Annotated in this window: 14 protein-coding genes; 2 read left to right on the top strand and 12 right to left on the bottom strand. The window is 71.2% G+C overall.

The window, feature by feature from the left end:
• Positions 1-142: 142 nt before the first annotated feature.
• From OG595_RS17660 to OG595_RS17625, 8 genes are all read right to left on the bottom strand, one after another.
• Positions 143-730 (bottom strand): hypothetical protein, encoded by a 588-nt coding sequence (locus OG595_RS17660; RefSeq protein WP_329273218.1) that lies wholly within the window; start codon positions 728-730, stop codon positions 143-145.
• Positions 714-1,205 carry an RNA polymerase sigma factor gene (locus tag OG595_RS17655; RefSeq protein WP_329273216.1) on the bottom strand — a complete coding sequence of 164 codons (492 nt, stop codon included), beginning with the start codon at positions 1,203-1,205 and terminating at the stop codon, positions 714-716. Before OG595_RS17655 ends, OG595_RS17660 begins: the two co-directional genes overlap by 17 nt.
• 115 nt (positions 1,206-1,320) lie before the next feature.
• Positions 1,321-1,962, bottom strand: a complete 642-nt coding sequence (locus tag OG595_RS17650; protein ID WP_443073345.1) for a class F sortase — start codon at positions 1,960-1,962, stop codon at positions 1,321-1,323.
• A 2-nt stretch (positions 1,963-1,964) separates the two neighbouring features.
• Positions 1,965-2,357, bottom strand: a complete 393-nt coding sequence (locus OG595_RS17645; protein ID WP_329282972.1) for a sortase-dependent protein — start codon at positions 2,355-2,357, stop codon at positions 1,965-1,967.
• Between the two features lie 157 nt (positions 2,358-2,514).
• Positions 2,515-3,537 carry an alpha/beta fold hydrolase gene (locus tag OG595_RS17640; protein WP_329273211.1) on the bottom strand — a complete coding sequence of 341 codons (1,023 nt, stop codon included), beginning with the start codon at positions 3,535-3,537 and terminating at the stop codon, positions 2,515-2,517.
• Between the two features lie 20 nt (positions 3,538-3,557).
• Positions 3,558-4,328: an enoyl-CoA hydratase/isomerase family protein gene (locus OG595_RS17635; RefSeq protein WP_329273209.1), complete on the bottom strand. Its 771-nt coding sequence runs from the start codon at positions 4,326-4,328 to the stop codon at positions 3,558-3,560.
• Positions 4,325-4,741 (bottom strand): Zn-ribbon domain-containing OB-fold protein, encoded by a 417-nt coding sequence (locus OG595_RS17630; protein ID WP_329273208.1) that lies wholly within the window; start codon positions 4,739-4,741, stop codon positions 4,325-4,327. Before OG595_RS17630 ends, OG595_RS17635 begins: the two co-directional genes overlap by 4 nt.
• A 51-nt stretch (positions 4,742-4,792) precedes the next feature.
• Positions 4,793-5,977, bottom strand: a complete 1,185-nt coding sequence (locus OG595_RS17625) for a lipid-transfer protein (RefSeq protein ID WP_329273205.1) — start codon at positions 5,975-5,977, stop codon at positions 4,793-4,795.
• A gap of 110 nt (positions 5,978-6,087) precedes the next feature.
• Here OG595_RS17625 and OG595_RS17620 point away from each other — a divergent pair, with 110 nt between their 5' ends.
• Positions 6,088-7,671 (top strand): FadD3 family acyl-CoA ligase, encoded by a 1,584-nt coding sequence (locus OG595_RS17620; RefSeq protein WP_329273202.1) that lies wholly within the window; start codon positions 6,088-6,090, stop codon positions 7,669-7,671.
• Positions 7,672-7,833: 162 nt separating this feature from the next.
• Complete coding sequence (locus tag OG595_RS17615; RefSeq protein ID WP_329273199.1) at positions 7,834-8,250, top strand: hypothetical protein; 417 nt, start codon at positions 7,834-7,836, stop codon at positions 8,248-8,250.
• Positions 8,251-8,653: 403 nt separating this feature from the next.
• Here OG595_RS17615 and OG595_RS17610 read toward each other — a convergent pair whose 3' ends face one another.
• The 4 genes from OG595_RS17610 to OG595_RS17595 all read right to left on the bottom strand — a co-directional run bounded on the left by OG595_RS17610 (position 8,654) and on the right by OG595_RS17595 (position 13,949).
• A complete protein-coding gene (locus OG595_RS17610; protein WP_443073059.1) occupies positions 8,654-9,382 on the bottom strand; it encodes a site-specific integrase in 729 nt (242 codons plus the stop codon).
• A 12-nt stretch (positions 9,383-9,394) separates the two neighbouring features.
• Entirely contained in the window at positions 9,395-9,997 is a 603-nt protein-coding gene (locus tag OG595_RS17605; protein ID WP_329273196.1) for a DUF4328 domain-containing protein, read from the bottom strand.
• A gap of 601 nt (positions 9,998-10,598) precedes the next feature.
• Positions 10,599-10,787 carry a sigma-like protein gene (locus tag OG595_RS17600; RefSeq protein WP_329273194.1) on the bottom strand — a complete coding sequence of 63 codons (189 nt, stop codon included), beginning with the start codon at positions 10,785-10,787 and terminating at the stop codon, positions 10,599-10,601.
• A gap of 162 nt (positions 10,788-10,949) precedes the next feature.
• On the bottom strand, positions 10,950-13,949 hold the full coding sequence (locus OG595_RS17595) for an AfsR/SARP family transcriptional regulator (RefSeq protein ID WP_329273192.1): 3,000 nt from the start codon (positions 13,947-13,949) through the stop codon (positions 10,950-10,952).
• Positions 13,950-14,008: the final 59 nt, after the last annotated feature.

Below are 14,008 nucleotides of genomic sequence, written 5' to 3'. Positions count from 1 at the left end.
ACCGCGGACGGTGATCTGCCACCGTGCCGATCAATGTGACGACCGATCCCGACGAAAAGTTGTACGGGACGGGGCCAGCGGCAGGGCCAGGGACGGGGCCAGGGACGGGTACAGGGACGGCTACCACAGGCAGGGGGGCCGGCTACGGAGCCGTCGTGCTCCCGGGCGAGGCGGCTTCCCCGGTTCCGCTCGTCGGTGAGGTGCTCGCCGCCGTGGTCGGATCTGTCGAGGCCGCGGGCGTGGGCACCGGCGACTCGTCGGTCAGGGCGTCGGACGTCTCGCTGGGGGCCTGGCTGGGGGAACTGGGCTCCTCGGTGGGTTCCGGGCCGGTGGAGCCGGGGTCGGTGGAGGCGCTCGTGGACGGCCGCGGTGTGGCAGGCACAGGCGTGGGCGAGTGGTCGTCGGGGGGTGTCGACGGGCTCGTGGAGACGGGCGGGGCCTGGGGGACCGTCGGTGAGCGGGGGCTCTCGGCCGTCGTCAGGTCGAGGGGGAGGGCGATGAGGGCGGCGACGGCACAGACCATGCCCACTCCGGCCGCCGTGCGGGTACGGCGGCGGCGGGCCGCGGTGCGGCGGATCTCCTCGTAGCGGCCCGGGGGCGCGCCCAGGTAGGCGGGGGCGGGGCCGAGGAGGACGAGGAGAGGGTCGTCGGGGTCGTGGCCCGGTGCGGTGGGGTCGAGCGGCCCGAATTCCCGGTCGTCGTCTTCGTCTTCGTCAAAGCGTGTGGTCAAGGCTTTTCCTCAGGTGGGCGCGGAGTTGTTCACGGGCCGCGTGGAGGTCGGCCTTGATGGTTCCTTCCTTGCGTCCGGTCAGCGCGGACACTTCCCGGATGGGCATGTCAGCGTAGTAGTGCAGGAGGATCGGGACGCGCAGTCGTTCCGGGAGCGATTGGACGAGGAGGCGTACGGACGGGTCCGACGGTTCGGTGTGGGTGCGCAGCGCCGCCTCCGTGGTGACGTGCCGCATGGCCCTGCGCTCGCGTTCCATTTTGCGCCAGTGGTCCCGGACGATGTTGGCCGCCGTCACGTAGAGGAAGCCGCGCGGCTCCTCCACCGACGTCCAGCGGGCCCACAGGCGGGTGAACGCCTCCGAGGCGATCTCGTGGGCCGTCTCGTCGTCGTCGACGAGACGGCGGCACCAGCCGGCCAGGCGCGGGTAGAGGGCGGCGAACAACTCGGACGCTGCCTTGTCGCGGGACCGTTTCAACGCTCTCCATGGTGCTGTCGCCACCGGTGTGGCACTCGTGGGGGAGGACGGAGGGCCGACGGCGTACGTTCCGGCGGCCCGCCGTCCTTTGTGTTCCAGTGTGCTCACGGGGCGTTCACGGGCTCGTGGACGCCGTCAGCGCGGCGAAGGCGATCACGTTGTCGAGGTAGCCGGTCTCGTCCCGGGGGCCGCCGCACGTGATGAGCCGGAGCTCCGGACGGTCCACGTTCCCGTAGACGTCGTCCGTCGGGAAGTCGGCCTTGGCCACCGTCCGCAGGGAGGTGACCGTGAACTCCGTCTCCGTGCCGTTCTCCAGACGCGCGACGATCTTCTCGCCCCGGCGCAGCCGCGTGAGGTCGTGGAAGACGCCGTCCCCGTACTCGCCGACCGTGACATGGCCGAGGATCACCGACGGGCCGGTCTGGCCCGGCGTCGGCGAGTGCTCGTACCAGCCGGCCTGGTCGTGGTCGGTGATCGGCGGGACCTGCACCGTGCCGTCGGACGCCAGTCCCAGCCGCATGACCGGGGTGTCGACCCCGAGGGCCGGGACACGGAGCCGGACGGGGGCCGAACGGCCCACCGGCCGCGCGGACTTGACGGAGGTGTGCGTGCCGTCGGCCGATCCCGGCGGCGGGGAGGAGGCGTCGGGGCTCGCGGTCCCTGTCGTCCGTACGCCCTCGCCGCCGGAGGAACAGCCCACGAGCAGCGAGGCGGCGGCAGCCGTGGCTCCCGTACCGAAGGCGCGCCGGGAGAGCACGGTCACGCCCCGGTCGCCCGCCGACGGCGTACGACGAGCAGCGAGGCGCCGGCCACGGCGAACGCGGCGGCGGCGCCCCCGCCGATCAGCGTCGCCGGCGTTCCGGAGTCCGTCGACGTCTGCGTCACCCCGGTGTTGGGCGCGCCGTCCGGAACCTCGGCGACCTGTGACGGGGCCGAGTTGGGGTCGGTGGTCGGTGCCTCGCTGGGCACCGGGCTGGCCTCGGTGGCGGGGTCCTGGCTCGGTGCGGTGCTCGGCACCGGGGTGGCCTCGGTCGGCGCGGTGCTGGCGGCCGGGACCGGGGTGGGGCTCGTCCCGTCGGCGAACGCGGGAGCGGTGCCCGCCAGTACGGCGGTGGCCGCGAGTGCCACGGCGCTGAGGACGGTACGGCGCACGGTACGGCGCATTTGATCGCTCTCTTTCGTCGGTCCGCCCGGAGTTGGGCCCGGGCCCGGCCCTGGTCGGGCCGGGCGGGCTGTGTGACGGATCGTGCGGAGAGACGAGTCGGCAGCGGAACAGGTTGTAAAGAGATGGCAAAGTCGCCGGGAGGGCTCAGCTGTTGGCGTCCCTCAGTTCCGTGAGGAACGGGATCAGCGCCGCGTTGACCTCGTCGGGCCGCTCCTGCTGCGTCCAGTGGCCGCAGCCCTTCAGCACCACCGGAGCGCGCCGCAGGTTGGGCATCAACTCCGGCAGCTTCTCGATGAGTTGAGGTGTGCCGGGAAACGCGGGCACCAGGTCCCGGTCGCCGTACACGTACAGCGCGGGCGGGCTGACCACGGCCCCGTGCCAGGCCGTCGTCAGTTCCCAGTTGCGGTCGATGTTGCGGTACCAGTTGAGGGCGCCGGTGAAACTGCCCGCGAAGCTCTCGGTGAGGGAGTCGAGGTCCGCCTCCGTGAGCCAGGCCGGGAGTTCCTCCGGGTCGGGCATCGTGTCCAGCCAGCCCTGGCCCGGCTCGACCAGGGGCTGCCTGCCGGTGCCCGACTCGGGGTTGTCGCCGGAGAAGGCGTACAGGGTCCTGCGGAGGGTGGCGCGCGGGTCCCGGTTCAGTTCGGCGTCGGCGAGCCCGGGGCGGTTGATGTAGTTCCAGTAGAAACGGCCGCCGAACATCGCCTCCATCACGCCCAGCGGGCGGTGGTCGCCCCGGAACGGCGGCGGCACGCTCAGTCCCGCCACCCCGCGCACGACGTCCGGACGCAGCAGCGCGGTGTGCCAGGCCACGGGCCCGCCCCAGTCGTGCCCGACGACGTACGCCGTCTCCTCGCCGAGCGCGTGGATCAGCCCGACCACATCGCCCACCAGATGCAGGATGCTGTACGCCGACACGTCCTCGGGGCGCTCGCTCGCGCCGTATCCGCGCTGGTCGGGGGCGACGACCCGGAAACCGGCGGCGGCCAGCGGCCCGAACTGGTGGCGCCAGGAGTGCCACGACTCGGGGAAGCCGTGCAACAGCACGACGAGCGGGCCCTCGCCCGCCTCCGCGATGTGCAGCCGGACGCCGTTCACGTCCACCGTGCGGTGCTCGACGCTGTGGTTCTCAGCCCCGTGGTGCTCTGCCACTGTGCGGTTCTCAGCCATGAAGCAAAGGGTATGCGTTGCTATCGCAACCGGAAATCCGGGGTCCTCGCCGAGAACAGTTCCGCCTGCCGGTCGCCCGGGAGATTGCCGAGCCGGACCAGGTGCGGCGCGTACGCGAGGGCGTGCGCGCGGGCCGCCTCCTTCGCCGCCCACACCGCCCGCACCGTGCCCTGCACCCCCTCCGGCGGATACGACGCGATGACCCGGGCGCGGTCGACGGAGGCCGCCAACGACCCACCGGGAGCGGTGACTTCACTCACCAGCCCGATCTCGTACGCCCGCGCCGCCGACAGTCGCTCCGCCGTCCCCATCAGCGCCATCCGCGCGATCTCCCCGTACGGCATGCGCTGCGCCATGCCCATCGACTCGTACGCGCTGACCATGCCGTACGTGGTGTGCGGGTCGAAGAAGGTGGCGCTCGGGTCGGCGACGATGAACTCCGACTCCGCGAGGAGGTAGAAGGCACCGCCGCACGCCATACCGTTCACCGCGGCGATCACCGGCTTCCAGAGGTCGTTCGCCTTCGGGCCGATCCTTTCGAGCGGATCGTCCACCATGTAGGGCGAGTTGGGCTGGGGGACGGTCGCGTCGCGGTCGAGGCCCGTAGAGAAGGCGCGTGTCCCGGCGCCCGTGAGGACCACCGCCCGTACGGTGTCGTCGAAGCGCAACTCCTGCCAGGTGGAGGCAAGTTCGGCGGCGGTGTCGAGGTCGATGGCGTTGAGTCTCCGCGGCCGGTCGAGGGTGACGACGGCGACCCCGGTCTCCTTGTCGGCCGACAGGTCCAGGCTCACGGGCGCTCCAGGATCCACTGCGGAAGCCCGGCGGAGGAGAAGACGACCTGCACCCGTGCGCCGATGCGAATCCGTTCGGGGGGAAAGGAGTTGAGGGGTGCGTCGGGCCCGGTGACCAGGTTGCCGACCAGCCGGATGCGCGGGGCGTCCGCCAGCTCGACGACGATCACGTTGTACGGGGCCAGCTCGGCGTAGTCCGGGAGGAGCGGCGGATGCGGGACGACGAACGACCAGACGCGTCCGCGTCCGCTGACCGCGCGCCACTCGCTCGCGAAGGACTGGCAGTGAGGGCAGCACGGGCGGGGCGGGAAGCGGGGTTCGGCGCAGTCGGCGCAGGTCTGGACGCGGAGTTCGCCCTGGGCCGCGTACCCCCAGAAGGGGGCGCCGTCTTCGTCGACGACCGGTGTCAGCATCTCTCAACTCCTCAGCTTCTCAACTTCGCGGCTTGTCGGCTTCGAGGCTTCTCAACTTCTCAACAACAGGGCCGAAGTCGGGACGCCCTCCCCTGCGGTGACCAGGCAGGTGGCGGCTCCGGGGACCTGGGCGGTGCTGGTGCCGCGCAGTTGCCGTACGCCCTCGGTGATGAGGTTGAAGCCGTGGACGTACGCCTCGCTGAGGCCGCCCCCGCCGGTGTTGATCGGCAGCCGGCCGCCGCTCTCCAGGGCGCCCCCCTCGGTGAAGGCGCCGCCCTCGCCGCGCCCGCAGAAGCCGTAGCCCTCCAGGGAGAGGGGGATGAGGGCGGTGAACGCGTCGTAGAGCTGGGCGACCTGGACGTCGTCCGGGGTGAAGTCGGCGTGTTTCCAGAGATGCCGGGCGGCTGTCCAGGCCGGGCCGGTCAGCGGGTCGTCGTTCCAGTAGTTGACCATGCCGTGGTGCTGGGCGGGCAGGCCCTGGGCGGCGGAGTGGATGTAGACGGGGGTCCGGCGGCAGTCCCGCGCCCGCTCCGCCGACACGACCACGCAGGCCAACGCCCCGTCCGTCTCAAGGCAGTTGTCGAAGAGGCAGAGGGGTTCGCTGATCCAGCGGGAGGTCATGTACATCTCGCGGGTGAGCGGACGGTCGTACATGATCGCGTCCGGGTTCTGGTTCGCGCGGTTGCGGCAGGCGAGGGCGACGTTGAAGAGGTGGTCGCGGGTCGTGCCGTACTCGTGCATGTGGCGGCGCGTGAGCATCGCGATCTCGTCGGAGGGCCGGAGGAGCCCGAAGGGGCGCGTCCACTGGGCCGGGGTGGGGAGTTGGACGCTGGTGTTCCGCCACGGCCGGGGCCCGGAGCCCCTCTTCCGTGACCGCCAGGCGACGCCGACCGTGGCCTGTCCGGTGGCTATCGCGGCGGCGAGATGGGCGACGGTGGCGCAGGAACCGCCGCCGCCGTAGCCGACCTTGGAGAAGAAGGTGAGGTCACCGAGGCCGAGCGCCTTGGCGACCTCGACCTCGTCGGTCTCCTCCATGGTGTAGGAGGCGAGGGCGTCGACCTCGGCGGGCGCGATACCCGCGTCGTCGAGCGCGGCGAGGATCGCACGGCACGCCAACGTCCGCTCGTTCTCGGTGAGTTGTCGGGCAAAGGAAGTCTGTCCGATTCCGGCGATGGCGGTGGCGTCCTTGATTCCGGTGACGCCTCTGATACCCGCCGTATCTGGTGCGACTGCCATGACTGCACACACCTCCGCACGCGTGCCCGGCTGCTGACAGGGCGTCAGGTTACAGCTAATCTGACGGTCAGTCAGCTCTTGTGCGGTGAGGTGTTGTGGGGAGGCTCGCGGTGCGCGGTGACGTGGAGTGGGGCAGCATTCCGGGGCTGGTCCGGGCGGCGGTGGAGCGGTACGGCGACACCGAGGCGGTCGTGGACGGACGTACCCGCATCTCGTACACGGAGTTGGGCGCGCGGGTGGAGCGCGCGGCGGCGGCCTGTGCGGCGAGCGGGGTGGAGGCCGGCGACCGGGTCGCGATCTGGGCGCCCAACTCCGTCGACTGGATGGTGTCCGCGCTGGGCGCGGTCTCGGCGGGCGCGGTGCTCGTACCGCTGAACACCCGCTTCAAGGGCGCGGAGGCGGCGTACGTACTGGCGCGCAGTCGGGCGAAGTTGCTGTTCGTGACGGGCACGTTCCTGGGCACGTCGTACGTGGCCTCGCTGCGGAGGGCGGCGGGGGGCGGCGACGGTCGCGGCCCCCTGGCGGGGCTCCCGGAGCTGACGGACGTGGTGGTGCTGGGGGAGGACGCGCCGGCCGAGTTCCGTACCTGGAAGGACTTCCTGGCGGGCGGTGACGGCGTGGACGCGCGGACGGTCCGGGCGCGGGCGGAGGCGGTGGAGGGCTCCGACCCCTCGGACATCGTCTTCACGTCCGGCACGACGGGCCGTCCGAAAGGGGCCGTGATCACGCACGCGCAGTCCCTCCGGGCGTACGAGATCTGGAGCGAGCTGGCGGGACTGCGGGAGGGGGACCGCTACCTCGTCGTGAACCCGTTCTTCCACACCTTCGGCTACAAGGCTGGGGTGTTGGCGTGCCTGATGCGGGGCGCGACCCTCATCCCACAGCCGGTGTTCAACGTCGACACGGTACTGGCGAACGTGGCGGCCGAGCGGGTGTCGGTCCTCCCCGGCCCGCCCACGCTGCTTCAGTCGCTCCTGGACCACCCGTCCCGGGCCGCGTACGACCTGTCGAGCCTGCGGCTGGTGGTGACGGGGGCGGCGGTGGTGCCGTTGCGGCTGGTGGAACGGTTGCGTACGGAACTGGGCGTGGGCACGGTCCTGACGGCGTACGGCCTGTCCGAGGCGAGCGGCATCGTCACGATGTGCCGCCGGGGCGACGCGGCACCGGTGATCGCGTCGACCTCCGGGCGGGCCGTCCCCGGGGTCGAGGTGAGGGTCGAGGCACCCGTGGGCGAGCCCGGTGAGGTGCTGGTGCGGGGCTTCAACGTCATGCGCGGGTACTTCGAGGACGCGGAGAGCACGGCCGAAGTCATCACGGGGGAGGGCTGGTTGAGGACGGGCGACGTCGGCGTCCTGGACGGCGACGGCAACCTCCGGATCACCGACCGCCTCAAGGACATGTTCATCGTCGGCGGCTTCAACGCCTACCCGGCGGAGATCGAGCAGCAGCTCGGCCTCCATCCGGACGTGGCGGACGTGGCGGTGATCGGCGTACCGGACCCCCGGCTCGGCGAGGTCGGAAAGGCGTACGTGGTGCGGCGGCCGGGAGTGTCCCTCACGGCGGACGACCTGATCGCCTGGTCCCGGCGGGAGATGGCCAACTACAAGGTGCCCAGGGCGGTGGAGTTCGTGGGCGCGCTGCCTCGTAACGCGAGCGGCAAGGTGGTCAAGGGGGAGCTGCGGGCCGGGGGTTGAGCCTGCCGGGTGTTGAGCCGGCCGGGGGAATGGCGCTTCACTTGCCCCCCGTGGAGCGTACGGGCACACGTCGTCAAGGGCCTGGCACGCATCGTCAATGAGGTGACGGCTCGCTCTCCCTAGCCTTCCCTGTACATGCCGGCAAGGGAGAGGAAACCTCACGTGTTGCGCACCTCATCACAGCACCGCCCGGTCCGGGCGGCCGCGAACCTCCTGCTCGCCGTCCTCATGATGTTCGGCGTCAGCGCCGCGATCACGCCGTCCGCGCAGGCCGCTGCGCAGGCCGAGTGCTGGACTCCCACCGCCAACGGGGAAGGGCGCGGATACACCTACTGGGACGACGGCTGGGGCTACAACCTCAAGAGCGGGCCCTACAAGGACGGATGCTGGGACGTCGGGTGGGTCCCCCAGGAGGCGCTGATCTACTTCCAGTGCTGGAAGAAGAACTCCTTCGGCCACACGTGGTGGTACATCCGGGTCGCAGGCACCAGCACCTACGGCTGGACGTCGGAGGACAACTTCTGGGGAGACTCGGTGGACGAGAACGGCGACGGGCAGATCATCTACTACGAGTGCTGAGACCCGCCGCGTGCGGGAGGCCGCCCCTGAGCACCGGGGAGCTCGGGGACGGCCTCCTGCGCGGCGGCGGTCGTGATCATTGCGATCTCGACCCCGCTCCCGCTCCCGCTTCCGCTCCCGATGGCGAGCATCGGCTCTCGGCAGGTCGGCCCGTCAGTTGCAGTCCCTCCGACCGGGCCCGCTCCACCAGCATCGAGACCAGCTGCTCATCGGACACGGGCGCAGGCTGCCCCAACGGGGCACTCTCGACAGGCTCCACGGTCGCCAACTCCACGGAGGTGTCAGTCACTTGACGTCTCTCCCATGATCGTCAGATCCGCTAGGGGTCATCGGGTGACACTGCAGAGGCCCCACCGGTCTGCGGTGGGGCCTCTGTGTCTGACGGCAGTAGTTGACGGCAACGTCAGCGGACAGGCGCTGGACAGGGCGGCGTCTCGTCGCCGTCATCCAGGTCGCCAGGGGTCTCCGGGAGGGTGCGGAGTGCGTGTCCGAGGAGGTCGATTGCCTGGCGTTGGAGGCGGAGGCGGACGTGTGCGTAGATCGTGGCGGTTACGCCGATGTGGGCGTGGCCGAGGAGTTCCTTGATGACGACGAGTTCGACGCCCTGTTCCAGGAGGAGGGTCGCGGTGGAGTGGCGGAGGTCGTGGAACCGGATCGGCCGTAGGCGGGCGTTGCGGAGCAGGGCGTTGAAGTGGCGTGTGAGGGTGGCGGGCTCGATCGGGTGGCCGTCGGACCGGGTGAAGACGTGCCCGATGCTTTGCCAGTTGGAGACCGCGTGGGCCTTCTCCTGTGCCTGATGCTCGCGGTGCGCGCGAAGCGAGGCGACGCAGGAGACCGGCGGCGCGATGCGCCGTTCTGAGCTGATGGTCTTGGTCGGCAAGGTGGTCAGACCGCCGGTACGGGTGCGCTGGAGGGTGCGACGGATGGTGGCGGTACCGGCGTCGAGGTCGAGATCTTCCCAGCGCAGGCCGAGGAGTTCGCCCTTGCGCAGGCCGGTGCGCAGGGCGAGTTCGAACAGGGCGGCGTGCCGGTGGCCTGGGCGGCGGTGGGGAAGCGTCGGGCTTCGTCGGCGGTGAGGGGGTTGAAGCGGCGGGGGCGTGCGCGTCCGGTCGCGTCGCTGTGGGGAGTGCATCGGGGGACTGACTCAGGCCTGGGTGAGGGGTGCGACCGGGACGGTGGTGGCGAGTGCGGTGCTCTGCAACGTCGTGATGCGTTCGATGACGAGAACCAGCAGTACGGCCGCCGCGATCATGAGCGCCTCCGCCACCACGAGCAGAGCCATCGACCACGGGGCCGCCTGGTCCGCCACCACGAGCACGAGCGAGTGCGTGATCCAGGCGCCCCACCACAGGTTCACCAGGGTCGTGTCCCGCTTCTGGTCCCATGACACGGAGCTCGCGCGCCCGATGTCCAGGACGAGCCGGCGAGGGACGAAGAAGTTGACCACCGGAATGAACCACGCGCCGATCGTCCAGCCCCGACTCGGGAGCGTGGCCAGGGGGAACAACTCCGTGGCGTTTCGCCGGGATTGGACGAGCCACACGAGGAACAGCACGATCGTGAAGGTCATCAGATAGACGAAGGCCATGGAGATGAGGCCCGACTTGTGCAGGGACGCAGCCGAGCGGTCGAGGTAGTCGTCCCGGACTGCCGCCGCGCGGAACACGTCCGTCACGGCGGCCGTCGCTATCGACGCCTGCGCGAAGCGGGCAAGGAGCCAGGGAGCTCTGCGGGTGGTACTCGTCATCGTCCTCGGCCTGTCTCGGAGGCGTACGCAGCCGCAGCGGGCGCCGGGCGGAGCGATCATAAGGGCCGCTCGCCGTATGGGTGTACGGCTTTCGGGTCCTCGTCCCGGCCGGTGGGAGCGCGAGGTCGGTCCCCGATCGACTCCGCGTGGCCCGACAGCGGGTGGCGGACGGTGCGTATCCGGGTGGAGGGGGCGATCCCGAGCCGCGTGCTCTTCCGGTGCTGCTCAGTGCCACGGGGGCCGACGAGTCGGGGCGTGGGTTGGCGCTGTCCGACGCCCTCGCTGCCCTCGCTGTGCGGACACGTTGATGGAGCTGAGCGTCCGCTCAGCTCCATCAACGTGGTGCCGGTGCCAGGGTCGGGTGGCGTGGCTGTCGTCCGTGCCCACCCCGGCGATCGTCACGTGGTTGTCGTCGTGGTGCCGGGAGTGTCCGTGATGTGGTTGTCGGCGAACGCCGGAACCGAGGTCCCGAGCGCGGCGGCAGCCGTGATCACCGCTGTGCCGAGGGCGTTCCTCGGGGCGCATGTCCGAAAGGCAGCACATCGGCCGCGACGGCTCCCCCTCCGTGCCGTCGCGGCCGATCCCCGCTGGGAGGAAGGTGTCAGCGGTCCAGGTCCAGGACCGGCGGTGCGGGCGTGTGGTTGTCCATCGTGGTGATGGCCTCCTCGGACGCCGGCGGTTCCGCGGGAGTGTGGTTGTCGAGTGTGGTGACCGTCTCGTCCAGCGGTGCCGACGGTGTGTGGTTGTCCATCGTGGTGAACTCTTCGGTGCTCTGCTCGGGCTGCGTCATTGTCCTGAACTCCCCTGATTGCGTGGGAAACCTGAGGGCACCCCACCCGGCAACTCCCCCGAGTCCTGCCGGGCAGGGGCCCTGTGGACCCGCCTGCCCCCCGACGCGACGGATCACTTCGCTGAGCTTGTCAGCTGGGAATAAACGATTGATGAACGCCGCTCATGGTGCCCGAAGGGGCAGGAGCAGTGCCCGTACCTCGTCGGCCTCCGCCGCCCCTGAGGCCTCGTAGAGGGAGAGTGCTTCGAGCCAGCAGGCGCGGGCGCGATCGGCCTGGCCGAGCGCGGCCAGCGAACGGCCGAGGGTGGTGCGGATGTGGGCCCGCATACGGTCTCCGCCGATGAACCCGATGGCGAGAGCCTGTTCCGCGTGCCGTGCGGCCAGGGCCGCCTGCTGGGCCGCCAGGTGTGCCTGTGCCACGCGGAAGTGGGTGGTGCCCTCCCACAGCCGCTGGCGGTTCTGCCCGAAACTCAGCAGTGCCTGGTCGTACTCCGCCAGTGCCTCGCCATGGCGTCCTGCCTGGGTGAAGGCCACACCGAGGGCGTACCGCGCGTTCGCCAGCCGCAGGGTGAGACCGGCGCGGTCGTAGATCTCCAGACCCTGACGGGCCAGGGTGATGGCACGGGAGGTGTGCCCCATGGCCAGGTGCAGGCGGGAGAGGTTGCAGAGCGCGCTCGCCTCGCCCGGCTTGCTTCCCACCGAGCGGGAGCCCTCGATCGCCTTGAGCAGGTACTCCTCGGCGTCCGTGTGCCGCCCCTGGTTGAACGCGATGATCCCGCGGTCGTTGCTCGCCCAGTAGGCGGTCACGCCGTCGCCGACGGTGGTCGCGAGCAGCACCGCCTGCCGAGCCTCCTCGTCCGCCTCGGCATAACGCCCCGCCACGAGATGGACGTTGGTGAGTGTCGTCCGCGCCCGTCCTTCCGCGTATGTGTCACCCACCGCTTCGGCGAAGTCGCGTGCGGCCAGGGCTGCGGACTCGTACACCTTCGAGTTGGCCCCCGACTCGCCCAGATCCTTGGCGGCCCACAGCAGATCGACGCCCCTGCGCAGCCTGCTGTCGACGAAGGACTGCCGGGCGCAGGCCAGCAGGCAGTTCGCCTCGGCGTACAGCCAGTCCTGCGCCGCGTGCCGGTCCTCGAACGTCAGCCCCGGATACTCGGTCCGCTCCAGGTGGTCGACGAGCCGGTCTCCGGGCCGTTCGATCAGATAGACCTCGGCGACCGTCGCCAGGTAGAAGTCCAGCAGCCGTGACATCGCCAGGTCCCGCTCGCCCGGCGGCTGTTCGTCCCGTTCCGCGCAGGAACGCGCGTAGAGGCGTACGAGGTCGTGGTAGCGGTAGCGGCCCGGGGCGGCCGACTCCAGCAGGGAGGTGTCGACCAGGGACTCCAGCACGTCCTCGGTGTCGTCGACGGGGAGGTCCAGTACGGCCGCTGCCGCCGCCAGCGACATGTCGGGGCCGTCCGCGAGGCCCAACAGCCGGAAGGCGCGCGCCTGTTGCGGGTCCAGCGCCCCGTACCCCAGCTCGAACGTCGCCTTCACCGCCAGGTCGCCCGCCTGGAGTTCGTCCAGCCGGCGCCGTTCGTCCGCCAGCTTCGCCGCCAGGACCGACACCGTCCAGGTCCTGCGCGCCGACAGCCGGGATGCCGCGATCCTGATCGCCAGCGGCAGGAAACCGCAGGCCGCGACCACGTCGAGGGCCGCCTTGCGCTCCGAGGCGACCCGTTCGGCGCCCACGATCTTCGTGAACAGCTGGAGGGCCTCCTCGGGGGACATGACGTCCAGGTCCACCAGGTGGGCGCCGGCCAGGTCCACCATCCGTACCCGGGAGGTGACGAGGGCCGCGCAGCCCGGTGTGCCGGGCAGCAGCGGACGTACCTGGGCGGCGTCGTGCGCGTTGTCCAGCAGGACGAGGACCCGGCGGCCGTCCAGTACCGAGCGGTACAGGGCCGCGCGTTCCTCCAGGGAGTCCGGGATCGCCGAGTCGGCGGTGCCCAGGGCGCGGAGGAACGCGCCCAGGACCGTTTCCGGTTCGGCGGCGCGGGTGCCGGCGCCCTGGAGGTCGACGTACAACTGGCCGTCGGGGAAGGACGACCGGGCCTGGTGGGCCACGTGCACGGCGAGGGTCGTCTTGCCGACGCCGCCGATGCCCGCCAGTGCCGACACCGCCATCACGCGGCCCTCGGCCAGGGAAAGCACCTCGCTCAGTTCGGACACGAAGGCCGCGCGGCCCGTGAAGTCCGGGACCGACGCCGGGAGTTGGGCGGGTCGTACCGGCGCGGCGGCCGGTTCGGGGGCCAGCGGCGCCGAGGGTTCGGCGAGGCCCGGGTCCGCCCGGAGGATGCGCTGTTGCAGGTCCCGCAGGCCGGGGCGCGGGTCGACGCCGAGTTCGTCCGCCAGCAGGCGGCGCGTGTCCGCGTACACCGCCAACGCCTCGGCCTGGCGGCCACTGCGGTACAGCGCCAGCATCAGCAGCTCGCGCAGGCGTTCGCGGAGGGGTTCGGCCGCCGTGAGCGCGGTCAGCTCGCTGACCGCCTCCGCGTGGCAGCCCTGCTCCAGGTCCATGTCCAGGCGGGATTCGAGGAGTTGCAGACGCCATTCCTCCAGCCGCACGCGCTGGGCGTCCGCGTACGGGCCCGGTACGCCCGCCAGCGGCTCCCCGTCCCACAGGTCGAGGGCCTGGTTGAGGAGGTTCCGGGCGTGGCACAGGTCGCCGGTGTTCTTCGCCTTCTCCGCCTCGGCGGCCAGGTCCTGCGCCACCGCCAGATCGAGCGCGCCCTCCGGCAGCGAGCGGATGGCGTACCCCGTGGACTCGCTCACCAGGACACCGGAGCCCAGGACCTTCCGCAGCCGCGAGGCGTACGTCCGTACCGCCGCCAGCGCCTGTGACGGCGGCTCCTCGCCCCACAGCGCGTCGATCAGCTCGGCCGCCGTGGCCGTACGTCCGTCACGCAGCAACAGCGCGGCCAACAGCGCCCGTTGCTGTGGGGAGCCGGTGGGCAGCGACGTCTCGTCGAGCCAGGCCCGCACCGGCCCGAGCACACTGAAGCGCAGTGCCGTCGACGGCACCGGCACCCGCGCGGAGGAACCCGCCGGGGTGTCCGCCGAGGAACCCTCCCGGCCCCGCTGTGCCGGCACCCGCGGTACAGCCGGTACGTCGCCCATCGCCGCTCCCTGCCGAACATCATGACTAGAACAGCAGTTTGCCTTGTCCACGGCATGTG

Source organism: Streptomyces sp. NBC_01451, from assembly GCF_036227485.1.
GTDB lineage: Bacteria > Actinomycetota > Actinomycetes > Streptomycetales > Streptomycetaceae > Streptomyces.
The sequence above is the reverse complement of the archived record's forward strand: the minus strand, read 5'-3'. Positions and strand labels throughout refer to the sequence as shown.